Source organism: Paenibacillus sp. GCM10023252 (genome assembly GCF_042653305.1).
GTDB lineage: Bacteria > Bacillota > Bacilli > Paenibacillales > Paenibacillaceae > Pristimantibacillus.
The window spans coordinates 1-17160 of record NZ_JBHSHW010000019.1 but is presented as its reverse complement, the minus strand read 5'-3'; the positions used below and the strand labels follow the sequence as shown (position 1 = coordinate 17160).

Genomic DNA, 17160 nt, shown 5'->3' with positions numbered 1-17160 from the left:
TATCCTTACTAACTCTATTAGATAACGGTGGTAATTCCATGACAATTATTCAGTGGCTGTCCGGCACTTCCGGCCAGCTGTTCTCTTCGGCCTGCGTCATCATTATCCTCGTGCTTATGATGTTCATGTCGGTTCGGCTGCATAAGGGCTATCGCAAGAGAGCCCCCTATCATCTGCTCATCGCTGCTATTCCATTCATGATCGTGGAATACTCCCTGCTGGTCGTACTTACCTATCCCGGCTGGTCATTGTCGCCTTGGCTGCATCTAAGCGCGACGATGCTGCAGATTGTCTCATTCATTATTATAAACTTTGTATTTATGAAATTGTACACTTATCGTTCCGCCCAGCTTAGAGTCATTCCATTCGTCATCATGATCTCGCTTGCCCTGCTCATTGCTGCGGGTCAGGTCATTGCCGATCCCGCCAGGATGGACAGGATGGTTGAAGGGGGCTCGCTTAACTTCCTTGCCCTCGACTTCTATGCGCTAGTCGTTACATTCCTGGTGCTGCTCGATACGAAGGGCGCAGAGATGAACAGCAAGTATTACGGAAGTCTAATCGTCTACTTCATCTATGAGCTTGCAAGACTCGCAGACGGCTATGTGTTCCACGGTTCAGTTGCCTGGCTGCTGCTGCTCAGCCACTTGCTCCCTATCGTCTATTATACGCTTCTCTTCCTATTGTTGTTTGACTGGGTGATCGAGCGGCTCGTCAGCACCCACCAATCGTCCATTACAGATGGGTTGACCGGATTGTATAATCGCAGGCACTTCAGTGTGAAGGCGGACCAGCTGATGAGCCGGGGCAAGGGGATGGCCGTCATCTTCTGCGACATTGACAACTTCAAGAAGCTGAACGATACGCATGGCCACCACAAGGCAGACGGCGTGCTGAAGCAGGTATCGGAGATTATTAAGGAAGAGTCAACCGGGATCGGCGCTGCCGGCCGCTATGGAGGAGAAGAGCTGCTTGCCTGCATCGCAACAGACCGCGTCAAGCCAGATCGGGTAGCAGAATCCATTCGCAAGCGTGTAGAGGACGAGACGATGGTTACCATCAGCGTTGGTGTCAGTACATCGAAGGACAGCTCGGACGTGCAGGAGATGATTAAGCAGGCGGATCAAGCGATGTATATGTCGAAGACAACCGGCAAGAACAAGGTGAGCTTCTTCTCGACTCCGACTGGTTCAAGGTCCAGAGCAGCAGCGAAGTCATCCTAATATTTTCTATTTATATAACAAAAACGAGACCGCAGATTACACTGCTGGTCTCGTTTCGTTTTATAATACTACCTCACACTAACAGTCTCTGCCGCTCCGAAAACCTTGTCATAGCCAGCCTTAGAACGCTCGAACAGCTCTTCCGCCGATTGCTCCGGAGCCGACTTGCTTAGAATCTCTTGCGAGACAGGGCCCGCGTAGCCAATCGTACGCAGCGCTTCAAGGAATCCTGCCAGGTCGATTACTCCTTCACCCGGGTAGAGGCGATCATTATCGAGCACATCCTGAACGGGCACATCCTTCGCATCATTGAGATGGACATGAACGATCTGCTCCGCACGCAGCGACAGAATATCTTCCACCGTCAGCTCATTCGTGTACCAATGATAAGCATCATACAGCAGCCCTACGTTCGGCTCGCCAATCGCGTCGATCCAGTCCAGCGTCTCCTGAACGGTCCAGATGAACGGATTGTTCCATGCCGTGCGAAGGTGATGCGGACCTACGAACTCCAGCCCGAGCTTGATGCCGTATGCGCCCAGAATTCTAGCAATGACGCGCATCCGCTTCGTTGCTACTGCCATGAAGTGTGCGGAGCTCTCATCTGTTGAAGGCAGGATATACGTACAGCATGCTTGGCAGCCGACAGCAGCCGCAGCCGCAGCGCTCTCCACGAGTACAGCAAGCCCTTCCTGGAACTTCTCCTCGGTCGATCGCCATTCAACAGGCAAGCCGAAGGCACCCACGGTAATTAGGTTGTCCTTCAGAATAGCGTTCGCCCGCTCTGCTCCATAGTCCCGAACGAAGGCTAACACATCCAGATCAACCGACTCGAAGCCATATTGCCCTGCCAGCTCGATGAACCGCTCATCCGTTCCGACATCGCCAAGACCTGCTCTTGATAAGCCTCTAAGCATATTGCTCAGCCCCCTTATTGTCCGAAGCCTGCTCTTCCAGATTCCAATTCAGCTTCACTTCATTACCGGTTCTGGACGATTCATAGATGGCATCCAGCACCAGATTGTTCGTGAACCCGCTGAGTGCATCCGAGATTGGCTGCTTGCCTTCGCGGATGCATGCCAGGAAGTGACGGCTGAGACGCTGACGCTCTCCCTCATCCCCTTCCGGCTTGTGCAGATTCGTCTCGAATGGACGATTGAACTTCTCCGTCAGCAGCTTGCCTTCCGCGCCTCGGTAGCTCGCTCCGCCTTCCGTACCCATCAGATGGATGAATGGCGTGTTATCGGTATCCATATGAACCGCCCAGCTCACTTCAAGCGACAGCGTGCTTCCGTCTTCCATCTTGATCAGTGCTGTTGCCAGATCCTCGACATCATAGACACCGCTCCAATCCGGGCGGCCCCAGTTGCCAATTCCCTTGCGCCTTGGACCGAACTCCGAATAGGTGGAACCGTACACGGATACCGGCTTCGGATTGCCCATGAGGTATAAGGCTAGATCCAGCATATGCACACCGATATCAATTAGCGGCCCCCCGCCGGATTGATTCATCTGTGTGAACCAAGTGCCCCAGCCTGGAATGCCCTTACGGCGGAACCAGCCAGTCTTCGCTGTGTAGATGCGTCCTAGCTCCCCTTGCTCCACCTGCTGCTTAATCTCCATCGGAATCGCTTCGAATCGCATCTGGTGCGATACCATTAATATTCGGTCAGACTGCTGGCTAGCTAGTACAATCTCTCTAGCAGCATCAGAATGGATGGCCATCGGCTTCTCCAGCAGTACATGCTTGCCGGATTGCAGCGCAAGGATGGAGAGAGGTGCGTGGAACTGGTTAGGAACCCCAATGATGACCGCATCTACCTCGTCTGAGGCAATTAGCTCTTCAGCACTCGCCGCCACATGAGGGATACCGTGCTCTTCTGCTCGGAGCTGGGCCAGCGGCAGGAATGTATCTGTCACCGTCGTAATCTCGCACAAGGCCGACAGCTGCTTGAATTGCTCAATGTGAACGTTACCAATATTACCTGCGCCAATTACACCAATTCTAATCTTATCTTGTAGTCCCATCTATTATCCTCTCGCTTTCCCCAACCGAATCTTCCTCCTATATGATAAAATGAGAGGAAGACAAAAGCTTGCCCGCTTCTTCGGAAAATATCTCAGTTCTTCGGAAGGAATCAACCTGCATGACACAGATCCCTCTATACTTGAAGTCCTACCCGAATATGCAATCCTCCTTCCCCTTCCATATAAGTAAAAACACGATCGAACGAGGCTACCCGGCCCATCGGCATGACTTCCTGGAGCTGTCCTATGTGATTGCAGGCAACGGCTGGGAAGTGATTAATGGGGTTAGGCACAAGATGGTGACCGGCACCTTCACCTTCGTGCTTCCTTACCAGGTGCATGAACTGATCAGTGACCCCAGCGACAAGCTCGTTCTGTATAACTGCATGTTCGCCATTCAACTGCTTGCGGAGACGGGACTAGGCGGCGGCTTGCGCGGGCTGCTCACGGATCTGGACCAGTTGACTGCTCATACCGAGTTCAAGCAGGAGGACCAGAAGATGATGCGCCGCCTGATGGACGAGCTCTATACCGAGTATGTAGAGGATTCTCCTTGGAGACAGACCCTGCTGCAGGCTAAGCTTAAGGAGGTCATTATCCGCTTCGATCGGTATAGGCGCAGAGAGAGAAGCGACAATCCCGACAACACGCCCCTCGCCATAGACCATACTACGACGGATAAGGCCGGCTCCAATTGGCCGATTATCTACCATATCCATCGCAACTATCAAGAGGATATTACACTTACTTCCTTAGCCGGCCGCTTCAACCTTAGTCAATCCCGATTAAGCGAGCTCATTAAGCAGACGACCGGACAGACCTTCGTTCACTTCCTGCATGATCTTCGAACGAGGCATGCCTGCTCTCTCTTAGTATCTACCGAGATGAGTGTCACGGAGATCGCGATGGAGGTCGGATACGGCTCCTACAAGACATTCGCCCGAATATTCCGCGACACTCAGGGAATGTCCCCTTCAGATTATCGCCGGATGAAGTCCTCAAGCTAGCCTGTTCATATGAGCATAAAGAGGTGGTTCCCATCACAGCTGTGATAAGGAACCGCCTCTTAATATAGGTAGGATTAACAATGAAGGTTAGCCTTCAAGCAACAGGGATTCCGGATCTTCGAGAAGCTCCTTCACCGTCACAAGGAAGCGAACGGCCTCAGAGCCGTCTACGATTCGGTGATCATAAGACAGGGCGATGTACATCATCGGACGATTCTCCATCTTCTCTTGATCGATGGCAATCGGACGCCACTGAATCTTGTGCATGCCGAGAATACCGACTTGCGGTGCATTAATGATCGGAGTGGACAGCAAGGAGCCGAACACGCCGCCATTCGTTATTGTGAAGCTGCCGCCTTGCAGATCAGAGATGGCAAGCGTGTTCGCACGCGCCTTGCCTGCTAGATCGACAATCTGCTTCTCAATCTCAGCGAAGCTCAGGCGATCCGCATCACGCACGACTGGAACGACTAGACCTTCCTTAGCTGATACAGCGATACCGATGTCGTAGAACTTCTTCACGACAATATCTTCTCCGTCAATCTCAGCGTTAAGGAGCGGGAATGCCTTCAGCGCGCCAATGACTGCCTTCGTGAAGAAGGACATGAATCCAAGGCCTACCTCATGCTTGTCCTTGAAGGCATCCTTGCGGCGCTTGCGGACATCCAGGATAGCGGTCATGTCGACTTCGTTGAACGTCGTCAGCATCGCAGCTGTTCTCTGTGCTTCCACCAAGCGATTAGCAATCGTCGCACGGCGGCGAGACATCTTCTTCCGATCGACAGGCTTCGTGAACACCGCTGCCGGCTTGGCAGGAGGTGCAGCCGGTGTCGCAGCTTGAGCCGCCGGAGCTGGTGCAGGAACAGCTTGTCCAGCATGAGCTTCAATGCCTTGCTTGTTCACGCGGCCGATGCTGTCCTTCTGAACCTGCGCAAGATCTATCCCTTGCTCACGAGCCAGCTTACGTGCCGCTGGTGTCGCAATGACGGAAGACTGCTCCGCCGATGCGGATGCAGCAACCGCTGCTGGCGGTGCAGCTACGGCAACTGCTGCAGGTGCAGCAGCTTCCACCGCTGCCGGAGCAGTGGCACCTGCTTGTGCAGCAGGAGCAGGAGCAGCCGGTGCTGCGGAAGCAGCACCGATGGAACCAATGACTTCGCCTACATTCACGGTGTCGCCGTCTCCCTTGGCAATGCTGCCAATGACGCCGCTCTCTTCCGCGCTAATCTCTACGTTAACCTTATCCGTCTCCAGCTCCAGCAGGACATCGCCTTGAGAGACGGTATCTCCTACCTTCACATGCCAAGTCGTAATGGTAGCTTCTGTTATAGATTCACCCAGATCGGGTACTTTAATGTCTGACATTCGTCTCGACCTCCTTAACTTTGACTGCCTTCAGGGATTGCGGGTCTGTCGCAAGCGAGATAATCCGCTGCTGCTCGAAGCTGTGTACCTCTTGATGTCCGCTCGCTGTGGAGGAACGTTCAGGACGGCCAATGTAACGAACTTCTACCTTCTTCGGAGCAATGGCACGCAGTCTTGAATCCATATAAGTCCATGCACCCATGTTCTGCGGCTCTTCTTGCACCCATACAATCTCTTCCAGGTTCTTGTAACGGCTCAGCACCGCCTGTATCTCCTCTTGAGGGAGCGGGTAGAGCTGTTCTACCTTCGCAACGTGCAGCCAAGACGTATCCCTTGCCCCTTCAGCCTCAAGTGCTTCCTCCAGGTCAACGGACACCTTGCCGCTGCACAGAATAAGACGCTTAATCTGCTCAGGACGCTCTCCTGTACGGGCATAATCCAGCAGCGGACGGAAGTTCCCTTGCGTCAGCTCTATGCCAGGGGAAGCAGCACGAGCATTCCGAATCAAGCTCTTCGGCGCCATGAGCACCAGCGGTCGGGCATCATCCTTACCGGTTACGGCTGCCTGTCTTCTCAGCAGGTGGAAGTATTGACTGGAGGATGACAGATTCGCCACGGTCCAGTTCTCCTCGGCCGCAAGCTGCAGGAAGCGCTCTAGGCGAGCACTGGAATGCTCTGGTCCTTGCCCTTCATAACCGTGCGGAAGCATCATGACGAGGCTTGACTTCTGAGACCACTTCGCACGTCCGGCAGAGATGAACTGGTCGAAAATAACCTGAGCCACGTTAGCGAAGTCGCCATACTGGGCTTCCCAAATGACTAGCGTCTCAGGGGCGAATACGTTATACCCGTATTCGAAGCCAAGTACCGCGCTCTCTGAGAGCGGACTGTTGTGTACGGCAAATGAAGCCTTCGCGTGCGGCAGCGTATGCATCGGAGAGAACTTCTCGCCAGTCTTGAAGTCATTCAATACGACGTGGCGATGGGCGAACGTTCCGCGCTCTGAATCCTGACCGCTCAAGCGGATCGGCGTGCCGTCTGCCAGAATGCTTGCGAAGGCAAGTGATTCGGCCATGGCCCAATCGACCTTCTCCCCTTCGTCAAGGCCTGTCGCTCTGCGCTGCAGAATGCGATTCAGCTTCGAGTAGGCAGTGAAGGTGTCAGGTCTAGCCAGCAGATGCTGATTCATCTCACGAAGCTTATCCATTGGCACAGAGGTCTCAATATCCTGATAGCGACGGATGACGCCAGTCTTAACCGAACGGTCAACCGAGCTGTGATTGTCATTGCTCTTCATCTTGTCATAAGCTTCTTGCAGACGGTTCAATGACTCTTGCTTCAATCGATCTACAATCTCAGCAGTCACTGCGCCTTCACTAAGCAGCTGATCAGCATAGATATTGCTCACCGTAGGGTGAGTACGAACCTTGCTGTAGACGAGCGGCTGTGTCGCATCCGGGTCATCCATCTCGTTGTGGCCGAATCTGCGATACCCGATCAAGTCGATGACGAAGTCCTTCTTGTACCGATTGCGGTATTCGCAAGCTAGACGCACGGCAGCCAGGCAGGCTTCAGGATCGTCGGCATTGACGTGAATGATAGGAATCTCGAAACCCTTCGCAAGATCACTTGCGTAGTGTGTTGAGCGTGAGTCTATGCTATCCGTCGTGAAGCCTAGACGGTTATTCGCAATAATATGGATGGTCCCGCCGTTATTGTAGCCTCTCAGCTTGCCGAGGTTGAGTGTCTCTGCCACAATGCCTTCACCTGGGAAGGCAGCATCACCGTGAACGATAATCGCTACAGCCTTGCTCGGGTCCTGCTCAGGAGCACCCGGCTTGCTGCGGTCTTCTTGAGCCGCTCTTGCGAAGCCTTCGACAACGGGATTCACATATTCCAAGTGACTCGGATTGTTGGCGAGCATCAAGCGGGCTTGAACGGTCTCACCATTCTTCACAGCACGATCTGCACCAAGGTGATACTTCACATCACCAGTGTAGCCATAGTTAATCCCAACGGAGCCTTCAGATGGAACGAGCTCCTTGTTCGGAGAGTGATGGAATTCGGAGAAGATCTTCTCATACGGCTTGCCAAGTACGTGAGTCAGCACGTTAAGACGTCCCCTGTGTGCCATACCCATCAGAATGTGGCTGGCGCCGTCATGCGCCACCGCGCGTACGATCTCGTCCACGACAGGCACGAGCATGTCTACGCCTTCAATGGAGAATCGCTTCTGTCCAACGAATGTGCGGTGCAGGAACGTCTCGAAGTTCTCAACTTGAATCAGTCGGTCAAGCAGGGCAGCCCGCTCCCGTGCGGATAGCGGTGCAGGGAAGGAGCCTGACTCTGCCTGCTGGTTCAGCCAGTCCCGCTCGCTCTCTTCGTGAATATGAGCGAATTCATAAGCAGCCGATCTTGTATAGATCTCACGCAGACGTTGAATGGCGTCCCAGCCTGTCGCTACATCATCCGGTGCATAATCCCAGATGAGAGAAGCTGGCATGGCCGATAAGTCTTCCTTCGTCAGATTGAACGTCTCTGGTTCAAGCAGACGAGTATCCGCTGAGCGGCTAATGCCGAGCGGATCAATGTTGGCCGCTAGATGGCCGTAACGTCTTATATTAAGCATAAGCTTATGTGCTGCAACTACTTTGCGGAACATAGAAGGATCATTAGACTGAGGTACCGACCCTGCTGCTCTCTCAGCTGATTGATTCTGAATATCCGCTTGTTCAGAGGCCGGAGGCTCTCCGTATCGGGAGAACAGCTCCCGGAACGTCGCATCGACGGAATGCGCATCGTTCACATACCGTTCATATTGCTCCTGAACATAACCGAGGTTAGGACCATAATAGCTTTGCCATGGCGATAACTGCCTATTATCATCGCTGCTCATCGCTGCAAACCCTCCACTCTCTACTTCTAATTGTGTTGTATTAGGACTATTGTCATACCGATCTTTGAACAACCTTTATTATTGTAGATTATAATGAGGGTGGCTTCAACCTATTAAGGGCTTGTAACCTATGCCATTATTCGTTGATTTCAATCTTGATTTGCGACCATTCCCGAGTTACTGCTCTCTAGAGGATTCCTTGAAGAATCAAGCATAGGATCAGAATCAAGCCGAACCGTGTAGTCGCTCCAACAGATGCACCCATTAGAGGGATATAGGCAGGAGCCGGATTCACCTTATCTAACTTGTTGTATACGTTGAACAATGGAATTAGGGCGAGTAGAGCGAACAAGGAATAGACCGGAAGAGCATCCAAGATGACACACAGGCCTAGGGACAGAACAGCGAGCAGCAGCAGCACCTTAGAGAACTTAAGCGCTCGGCCTTCGCCCCAGACGACGACGAGCGTTTTTTTGCCAGCCTGCTCGTCGGCTCTCCAGTGTAGGAAGTGATGATTGAACAGGATCAGAGTCGTCAACAGTCCAATCGGCAGCGACAGCAGCAAGGCACGCGTATCATACTGCGATGTCTGCACGTAGTAGGCGCCTGTTACGGGAAGGATTCCGAATGACAGCAAGATGGCGACTTCGCTGTAGCCCTTGCCGCGGTAACCGAATTGAATGGGCGGTGCCACATAGAAGTAAGCAATCAGAGCACCGAGCGCCCCGAAGGCGAGCACTAGCCATCCGCTGTACACAGCAAGTATAATGCCGCATAGCATCGCAAGACCGAACAGCACCCATGTGATGATGGCGAACGAACGTATGCTCCATGTCCCTTCGGTTAAGAAGCCTGAGTTCGTTGAGATGGCTCCTTCCGTATGCTGAGCGGCTGTATCCGTTCCGTTATAATAATCCCACAAGTCGTTAATCATATTGGAGAATAAGTGAGCAAGCCCCGCACCGACCAGTGAGATGATGAACAGCCACGGGTGCAAGGTGTCGTCCCATACCCAGACGGCTAATGCGCCTAATGCGACAGGGATGAGCATAACGGGAATGACATAGAATCTGGATGCCTTAATGAATTGCTTGAATGAGTCCATAACTCTGTTCTCCTTCTCTCCGTAAGATTGATACCTATAGAATAACCTGCTCAAGGATTATCTATCGGTGTTCCTATTGTGAATAGCCACCATCGATGACATTCTCACTTAGTATAACTCTTGTACTATTCATTTGTAAGTGCGCAACTTATGCATTTGCCCTTGCGTCTAATCTGTATAAATATGTTAATTAGACGGCGAGAGGCGATGATTAGCTATGAAGAGATACATGGGGAAGATAATCGTATGTGCAATGTTGACAGCAATGATCTCGGCATGCTCCGAAGCGACTAATGAACCCGTGACTGCTCCGCAAGCTGTAGACAAAGGACATGCAGCGATAGAGCTTGGTCAAGGGCAAACGAACTTTGAGCGTTTGCTTGAGGTTAATTTGCACCAGTATGTTCAGCTCCCTATTGATGAAGGGGGTCATGTGAACACCTTCCGCATGGTATCAGATGATGAATTAGTGTATGTCGTAAGAAATGCGGGCAGCGCTCACGATCAACAGGTTAGCTACAATCTCAAGATGAAGAAGGCTTCCCGGCAATTGCAGCAACAAGCTGAACAGACTGCTCGGGCGAGCAGTCCGGATGGGAATTGGGTGGCTTACTGGGATGATTCAAGACAAGGAATTAGAGGAGTGAATAAGGAAGGGGAAGAGTTCTCGTGGACAGAAGGCCCTGAGGATACTCAAGTTCTATGGATGCCTGACAGCTCCGGCTTCCTCTTCCTCCATGCGACAGGCAAGCAGCTTGGAGACGGAGCCGGTCCGGAATATGAGCTCGCGAGGTACGATCTTGGCAGTCGACAGATGAAGGTTCTCCCCTTGCACAGGGGGTTCTGGGGACGGATCGAATGGCTTGTGCCTGGCCAGTCCCTGCTAGCCAGGAACGGCTTCGATGACGCGGTGGGTTACAAGCTTGTTCACTTGGAAGAACCGAAGGAGATACAGCTGCTGGATACAACGTATGGTACATCTGCTGCTTATGCGACTTATAATGGAGCTGCTCAGAGGCTGCTTATTACAGAGAATGGCAGCTTCCGGTCGTATGATACGAAGGGGGATCTGCTCACCACACAGCCGTGGCCGGTTGACCTTGATGCACACTCCTCGATGAATCCTGAATATGGCACATCCTCTTCTGCACCTTATTATGAGGAGGGCTCACCGGGAGGAGCATACTCTGTCAATCACCCCAGCTTCTCACCGACAGGGGACCGTCTCGCCTACCTGCTCGGCGTGTTCGGCTTCAGTTCGGATACTGCTGTCACGGGTACCCGCCTTGTCGTTAGCCATCAGGACGGAGGTGAAGCTAAGCTAGCCACATCAGATTATCTTCCCATTATCGATTATCAGTGGAGCCCGTCCACGGATGAACTTGTCGTGCTTCTATCCTCTCCTGATAGTTCAGGCAGCTATTACTTGGGTGTCGTTAAGGTTGGAACTTCAGATTCACAATATTCCCCGCAGCGATGAATCCAATCTCCTGATACACCTTATTCGATACCGGATTGCTGGAATCCGCATATAACATCGGAGTCAATCCTTCGCTGAGCAGTTCTTCGCACAATGAAGCGACTAAGGCGCTGGCATGCCCCTGCTTGCGAAGAGCCGGCGGTGTGTAGACCATGTTGATTCGTCCATGTCTCGGAGAACGGTGTGCCAAGTTCGCCATAGAGACGACATTGCCACCAGACATCCACAGATTGAGTCCGCCCCTGGCTACGGCTTGCTCAGCATGCTGCAGCTCGGCAGACGGCTCGGATTCCAGCCCTAGTGCGTCCCGAGCGAATCCCGATAGAAACTCTGCAATGAGCGGGATATCACTCGGTTCAGCTTCCTTAAGCTCCCCATCTGCGGCTTCTTCCAGCTTCATAACCCGAGGACAATGATAGGCTTCCATGCGCATATGCACCTTATAATCTAGTCCCTTCATCCTCGCATAAGCAGCAGCGAACGGCTCTGCAACGGACGGCGCTCCAGTCACTCCAGGCAGATCCATATACTTGATATGATCTGCAAGCTGTTGCAGCCGTACAGCACGTTCATCTTGACTAATCTCATCCGACATCCATAGCCAAGCATGATTGCCCGCTGTCTGCGCTAACAGCAGTTCACTGCGAGGGGAGCTGACTCTGACAGCTTCGTCCGAACGGGCGATTAGATGAAGCAGATTATACGGCACCTCATTGGTTATGAAGGAAGGCTGAGCTAGCACATCCTCCACACTCTCATAATCTCTCAGCATACAGCAACCCCTCTACTAAGTGTCTTATTTCTTCGCGGGCTTCAGCGGCGGCAGCGGCTTGCCCTCCGCAACCAGCCCCACTCCCTCTTGACATACCCCATAGGACTCCCACGGGCAGCCTGCACATAAGTGACTAATATCACTTGGCAACACTTGCATTGCAACCTGGCTTGTCACATTGGACCACGCCCCGATATACCCTGGCTGTAGGCCAAGCTTAGCAAGCACCTCTTGATCTTGCTCCATGACCCCACCTTCACAGTGGTTGGGCTTATCTGCGGGATAGAAGCGGCATAGATCATCGGGACCGACGACAATCTCTATCAGCGTCTCTGGTGACTCTCTTAATCTCTCATAGATAACGGACATATTGTTGCAGAATGCCTCGGAATAGCCCATTCCTCTGAAGCCTAGCAGACATAGCAGATGATGTCCCCGTAATCGAATGGCAGTACTCATTACGACTCTTGCTCCCTATCATGGATTGAGTTAATGTTAACCATTGTACCACATCGCGGGGTTGACATTATTTTTTTTCATCAACGGGTGTACAGGTAGTCATAGGTCTTGCTATTCAGCATGCTGCGATATTCGAACTTCAGCTTGCCGTCCGGCGTCTCTCCTCGGAAGGTGAAGTTGTCGCCCTTGTACGGCACCTCATTCGTCTCGGAATAGTCCTGCTCCAGCTCCGATAGGAACTCCTTGTGAAGCGGAATCGCCTCGTTGCTCTCCAGATCAATGAGTGTCAGCAGCCCTGTCTGGTTAGGCCGGATAACCATATACCATTCACCCATTCCGAGCACGGCATAATTCTCATCGTAACCGCCAAGCTTAGTTAAGTCGTATTCCTTCTGAGTCATACCCTTGTCGTCCAGCAGGAGCAGCGTCTTGCCATCATTCAGCAGCGGCTGCCCGAGGTAGGAAGTGAGACCCTGTTCGTACCTCTGAAAATATTGCGCCTTCGCCTGCTTAACGATTCTGCTATTGCTAACGAAAAGAGTATACACCGTGTTGTGAATACTCGGTTCACCATAGTTGTCCGTAATCGTTACAACCATTCCACCAGAATCCAGTTGATCAGCCTTCAGTTCAATATTCCCTTGCTGCTTCGCCGTCAGATTACCGAATTTAACTGGAATCTGAACTGCGTCATTCACCGTATACAACGCTCCAGATGTTCGGCTTAACCACAGGGTTGGATAGGCAGCACTCTCGCTTGTTGCATATAGATTCGTCTGTGTAATGCTCACTGTTCTTGTCGTGCCGTTCCACGCGATGTTGGCACCTAACGCTTCCGATAGGAAGCGAAGCGGTATGTAGGTCCTGCCTTGCTTAATCAGGACAGGAGCAGTTAGCTTCGACTTCTTGCCGTTCATGGTCGCTTCTGTCGCTCCAGGAACGAGCGTGATGAGCTTCTCAGGATATTGGATAGTCACCCTTCTAAGCTGATTATTCCAAGTAACCCTTGCTCCTAACAGCACGGACACATCTCGCACCGGCAAGTATACGGTACCGTTCACATTGAATGGTGCCGTTTCGGGAATGAACGCATAGCCATTGTAAGTTATTTTAATTTCCTTGCTGCTCGGCACTACACTCGCGGCAGCCCCCGCCTCTGGTGTCGTCGTGCCTGGAACAATCGCTGTTGTTGATAGAATGGCAGCCAGACTTAAGGCTTGTACATACCGTATTGCTTTCCTCTTCTTCATCGTAATCGTTCTCCTCTCATTTGGTATGGTTTTTTAGTCCCCCGGTGGTATAGCAATGTCTGTCTTCCAATCCGTTACCAACTCGGTAATGAGGTTGGAGACGGTAACATCTAGGCTTTTTGAGGTTTTGACTGATTCTATGTCTATGAACACACTGAATCGGTCTCCCGGTCCTGATCCAGCCTGACCGTACTCAGCCTGTTCTCCTTTATCGTTTATTACTTGCACGAGATTTGGTGGTTGAAGAGTCTGTTCATTCTGCTCCTCCATCCCACGAAGCTTGATACTAGGACTATCTGCATACAGTTTTATGTATGGCCTTTTCATTTTCTTCGTTTTGTATTCAATCGTGAAGCTCACACCTCTATCATCATAGTAGAGCTCTTCAAGGTAGGCATCCGTTTGACCAACTGTTGCAAGCTTTTTATCCGTGTTTATATTGTAATTTTCTCCTGATTTTTTGACAACTTGGTTATATTGGTATTGGCCTTCAACGGCAAATTTTAATAGATGAGCAGGATTAACATACCTCAGAGACTTTACTTCTAAGCTCATCTCAGTCGGCCTCTTATTAAGCGGCTGGAATTGAATATACTTCTCCCCATCGTCGATATTCGTGTTCATGTTACCTTCTCTTACCTCTCCCTCATTCGTTCTCAACGACACCGTTGCTCCATAATACTTCTCTCCGGCCAAGCGTGAGTCTGCATCCAGGTATAGCTTGAGATGGTTAGGACCCATCTCTAATCTATCGAAGCGGATAGTATGATCAAGAGCTTCATAGGACTGATCTACAGGAAATGTCTCCACTCGTTCATCTGCAGCGCTATAGTTAAGACGGAATGTAACATCCTTCAACGACTGCTGCTCGTTCCCTTGTTGAATGATTAGCCTCTCAATCGTTATGCTGGGGACCTCAGATAAGATCTTATTATCCTTGTCCATTAAGGGGTTCGTTGCTAACCTGCCATATAATCTACCCTTGTAGTAGATTCCTTCGCCAGGATGCCAGTTCAGAGTATACATACCGGGACTGCTATCTGCTTGTTCATTCGCAATTCGGAATGAAACATTGCTAAGGAGAGGCTTCACACCGCCACTCCAGCTAGACTCCGCATCCACTGAGTAGAGGATGTATACAAGCTCAGAACTATACCACACCTCATGCAACACCAGCGTGTCATCCGTCCCCGGAATCTGCATAACATGGTCATAATTCCGCGTCAGCTTAAGCTTCTCTGCCCGCTCCAGTCCAGGAGTCATCTCGTACTGATACTGCTTCACTTCATCCCAGCTGTCTGCCTTCACAATCGGCTGAGACTGAGTTGGCACAATCACCAGTTGGTACACCAGCCACACGGCTGCAGCCAGCAGGACAAGGCCTATCGGCACCACAAGCTTCCTTAATCGAGCCATGCGCCTTCCTACACCTCTCCCCAGTAGACTTCTGTTAAGTACTCTATCGTGACCTGACCATTCTGCTGGCAGCGAACGAACAGTTCCATAGCCGCCTCCGTCATCGGCTCGTAGCTCGGATGGCCGGGCAGAGGAACGTATGAGGACGAGAGCATTCGGCCTAACAGACCATCGTAGTCGAACTTCTGTTCATTATGGAATTCAGCCACACGCATAGACCCCTCCTTGAAAAAAAGAGCAAGAGAATTCGCTGAAATATTTTGGTGATTCACCTTCGCATAGTCTGTTCCATACGTCCGCAGCAGCTGGTCATACTCCTCCAGAAATGGCGTTCCGCTCGTTCTTCGGGAGTTCCAGATGAGAGCCGCCTTCCCTTCCGGCTTCAATACTCGAGCAAACTCTACCTTCGCTGCAGGGCGATCGAACCAATGGAAGGCTTGCGCACAGACGATGAAGTCAACGGACTGGTCAGGGAGATTCGTGTTCTCAGCCGAGCCTGCCATTGACTGATAGCCGTCGAATTCAACAAGCTCCTGCATGGACGCCTCCCTCATCGCTTCGTTCGGTTCGATCGCGATGACCTGACTGCCTTCCGTAAGCAACAGCTTGGTGAATATCCCCGTACCTGCCCCAATATCTGCGATGAGGCTGGCTGCACAAAGGCCTACCGTACGATATAAGTATTGAATCATGTCAGCCGGATAGCTGGGCCGATACTTGGCATAGCTGTCCACGCGATTCGTGAATCGTTCCTTGCTGTTCATTATCCATCACTCTCCCAATATCTGTAACGCAGCTAGACTGGAATAGTTGCGAACTTCCCCTACTAATTCCCACAACGGAGCGAGTACGTTATAATAGGGACATGCCTATCGGCGGTGAGCACGGACGTAATTCAGGCAAAAAGATAGGAGATTAATACATATGGACATCACCCTCATTGAGACACATCTCATTGACGAAGACAAGGATCAGCCCAGATACCAGTTCAACGAGGAAGCGCTCGAGGAGCTCATGCGAAGCATTGGCGAGCTTGGCCTGCTCTCTCCCATTAAGGTCCGTAAGATGGAGGACGGTCGGTACCGCATCATCTACGGCAACCGGCGGTATAAGGCGTGTACGATGCTGGAGTTAGCTACCATCCCTTGCATTGTATCGACCGTTACCGATGAAGTAGAGATCTACCTCGAGCAGATTGCGGAGAATCTGACCAGGGAAGGCTTCTCCCCTATTGAAGAGGGCGAAGCGTTCCACAAGCTGCTTCATGATACGAGGTTCTCCAGCTCCACGAAGTTCCTCGCAAGCAAGCTCGGCAAGCCGGAATCTTACATTAAGAACAAGTGCGAGCTGCTGAAGTTCGGCCAAGCGGTCAAGAAGCTGATCGTCAGCGGAACGGAGATTCGCAAGGACAGATTGACTGAGGAGCAGCTCTTGCCCATTAAGGATCTGCCTATCGAGCATCGCGATCCGCTCGCGCTCATCATCGCCCGGGATGAGCTTCCTGTCAGCGATGTGAAGAAGATTGCGAAGCTGTTTAAGGACAAGGACATGTCCGCCAGCCTGAAGGACAAGCTGCTGTACAAGACGGGGCCTCAGCTCATTGAGACCTGGTCGACACGCGAGATGAACAAGGCGGAGAGAGCGAAGCCTGCAGAGCCGAAGGCAGCGCCTGTGAAGAGAGCTCCTTCGTCCGAAGCTGCTCCAGTGATGACAGAGGTCGCACACATTCAATACCAGCCATCGGGCTCCCCTCTGCCTCCGCTGGAGAAGAAGCTTTACGATCTGCTATCTGTTCTGCAGGATGAAGGGCCGGCGGCATCCCAATCTAATTTATCTTTAACGAATTACGATGCAATCTCAGAGCAAGTAGACCAGCTCATCACCCTACTCGAGAGAGAGCTAGGCGAGTGGAAGCAAGTGAGACAATCGGCGGCGCAGCACGTACCAGCTCATCCCTTGCCCAACTAGAGCAGGGACGGAACTGTAAGCCGTTATGTTAATGATAATACGCCAATCATGAAGTCTTGCGGAACTCAGCGCCGTTATTGTGCCTTTTCCCAGAGGATATGACTTCATAATTGGTATATAGCAGCGCTCAGTTCCGTCCCTCGTATTTAAGGGGCTTTCTCACGAATGCTCACTCATTCGCAGGATTTCAT

The 17160-nt window shown here is 51.7% G+C and carries 14 protein-coding genes; 4 read left to right on the top strand and 10 right to left on the bottom strand.

The window, feature by feature from the left end; translation table 11 throughout:
• Positions 1 to 38: 38 nt before the first annotated feature.
• A complete protein-coding gene (locus ACFO9Q_RS10740; RefSeq protein ID WP_379181685.1) occupies positions 39 to 1223 on the top strand; it encodes a GGDEF domain-containing protein in 1185 nt (394 codons plus the stop codon).
• Positions 1224 to 1291: 68 nt separating this feature from the next.
• Here the strand turns inward: ACFO9Q_RS10740 and ACFO9Q_RS10735 are convergent, their stop codons facing one another.
• Both ACFO9Q_RS10735 and ACFO9Q_RS10730 read right to left on the bottom strand, forming a co-directional pair.
• Entirely contained in the window at positions 1292 to 2140 is an 849-nt protein-coding gene (locus ACFO9Q_RS10735) for a sugar phosphate isomerase/epimerase family protein (protein ID WP_379181682.1), read from the bottom strand.
• Positions 2133 to 3251 carry a Gfo/Idh/MocA family protein gene (locus ACFO9Q_RS10730; RefSeq protein ID WP_379181680.1) on the bottom strand — a complete coding sequence of 373 codons (1119 nt, stop codon included), beginning with the start codon at positions 3249 to 3251 and terminating at the stop codon, positions 2133 to 2135. Before ACFO9Q_RS10730 ends, ACFO9Q_RS10735 begins: the two co-directional genes overlap by 8 nt.
• 119 nt (positions 3252 to 3370) lie before the next feature.
• On the opposite strand from ACFO9Q_RS10730, the gene ACFO9Q_RS10725 reads away from it, so the two are divergent.
• Complete coding sequence (locus ACFO9Q_RS10725; protein WP_379181678.1) at positions 3371 to 4258, top strand: helix-turn-helix domain-containing protein; 888 nt, start codon at positions 3371 to 3373, stop codon at positions 4256 to 4258.
• An 87-nt stretch (positions 4259 to 4345) separates the two neighbouring features.
• Here the strand turns inward: ACFO9Q_RS10725 and odhB are convergent, their stop codons facing one another.
• The 3 genes from odhB to ACFO9Q_RS10710 form a co-directional block, all read right to left on the bottom strand.
• Entirely contained in the window at positions 4346 to 5623 is a 1278-nt protein-coding gene (odhB, locus tag ACFO9Q_RS10720) for a 2-oxoglutarate dehydrogenase complex dihydrolipoyllysine-residue succinyltransferase (protein WP_379181676.1), read from the bottom strand.
• Entirely contained in the window at positions 5610 to 8519 is a 2910-nt protein-coding gene (locus ACFO9Q_RS10715) for a 2-oxoglutarate dehydrogenase E1 component (RefSeq protein WP_379181674.1), read from the bottom strand. The genes odhB and ACFO9Q_RS10715 overlap by 14 nt, the downstream gene beginning before the upstream one ends.
• Before the next feature lie 187 nt (positions 8520 to 8706).
• Positions 8707 to 9624, bottom strand: a complete 918-nt coding sequence (locus ACFO9Q_RS10710) for a prenyltransferase (RefSeq protein ID WP_379181672.1) — start codon at positions 9622 to 9624, stop codon at positions 8707 to 8709.
• A gap of 217 nt (positions 9625 to 9841) precedes the next feature.
• Here ACFO9Q_RS10710 and ACFO9Q_RS10705 point away from each other — a divergent pair, with 217 nt between their 5' ends.
• A complete protein-coding gene (locus ACFO9Q_RS10705) occupies positions 9842 to 11104 on the top strand; it encodes a hypothetical protein (RefSeq protein WP_379181670.1) in 1263 nt (420 codons plus the stop codon).
• On the opposite strand, the gene ACFO9Q_RS10700 is transcribed toward ACFO9Q_RS10705, so the two are convergent.
• The 5 genes from ACFO9Q_RS10700 to ACFO9Q_RS10680 form a co-directional block, all read right to left on the bottom strand.
• Positions 11061 to 11876, bottom strand: coding sequence for a GNAT family N-acetyltransferase (locus tag ACFO9Q_RS10700; RefSeq protein WP_379181668.1), 816 nt, complete (start codon positions 11874 to 11876; stop codon positions 11061 to 11063). The genes ACFO9Q_RS10705 and ACFO9Q_RS10700 overlap by 44 nt on opposite strands.
• Before the next feature lie 24 nt (positions 11877 to 11900).
• Positions 11901 to 12335 carry a DUF1284 domain-containing protein gene (locus ACFO9Q_RS10695; RefSeq protein ID WP_379181666.1) on the bottom strand — a complete coding sequence of 145 codons (435 nt, stop codon included), beginning with the start codon at positions 12333 to 12335 and terminating at the stop codon, positions 11901 to 11903.
• An 80-nt stretch (positions 12336 to 12415) separates the two neighbouring features.
• The gene (locus ACFO9Q_RS10690) at positions 12416 to 13585 is read right to left on the bottom strand and encodes a copper amine oxidase N-terminal domain-containing protein (RefSeq protein ID WP_379181664.1); all 1170 of its coding nucleotides are present in this window, start codon (positions 13583 to 13585) and stop codon (positions 12416 to 12418) included.
• 33 nt (positions 13586 to 13618) lie between these two features.
• Entirely contained in the window at positions 13619 to 15001 is a 1383-nt protein-coding gene (locus ACFO9Q_RS10685) for a hypothetical protein (RefSeq protein WP_379181662.1), read from the bottom strand.
• A gap of 8 nt (positions 15002 to 15009) precedes the next feature.
• The gene (locus tag ACFO9Q_RS10680; RefSeq protein WP_379181660.1) at positions 15010 to 15765 is read right to left on the bottom strand and encodes a class I SAM-dependent methyltransferase; all 756 of its coding nucleotides are present in this window, start codon (positions 15763 to 15765) and stop codon (positions 15010 to 15012) included.
• A 160-nt stretch (positions 15766 to 15925) separates the two neighbouring features.
• On the opposite strand from ACFO9Q_RS10680, the gene ACFO9Q_RS10675 reads away from it, so the two are divergent.
• Positions 15926 to 16969: a ParB/RepB/Spo0J family partition protein gene (locus ACFO9Q_RS10675; protein ID WP_379181658.1), complete on the top strand. Its 1044-nt coding sequence runs from the start codon at positions 15926 to 15928 to the stop codon at positions 16967 to 16969.
• Positions 16970 to 17160 lie beyond the last annotated feature (191 nt).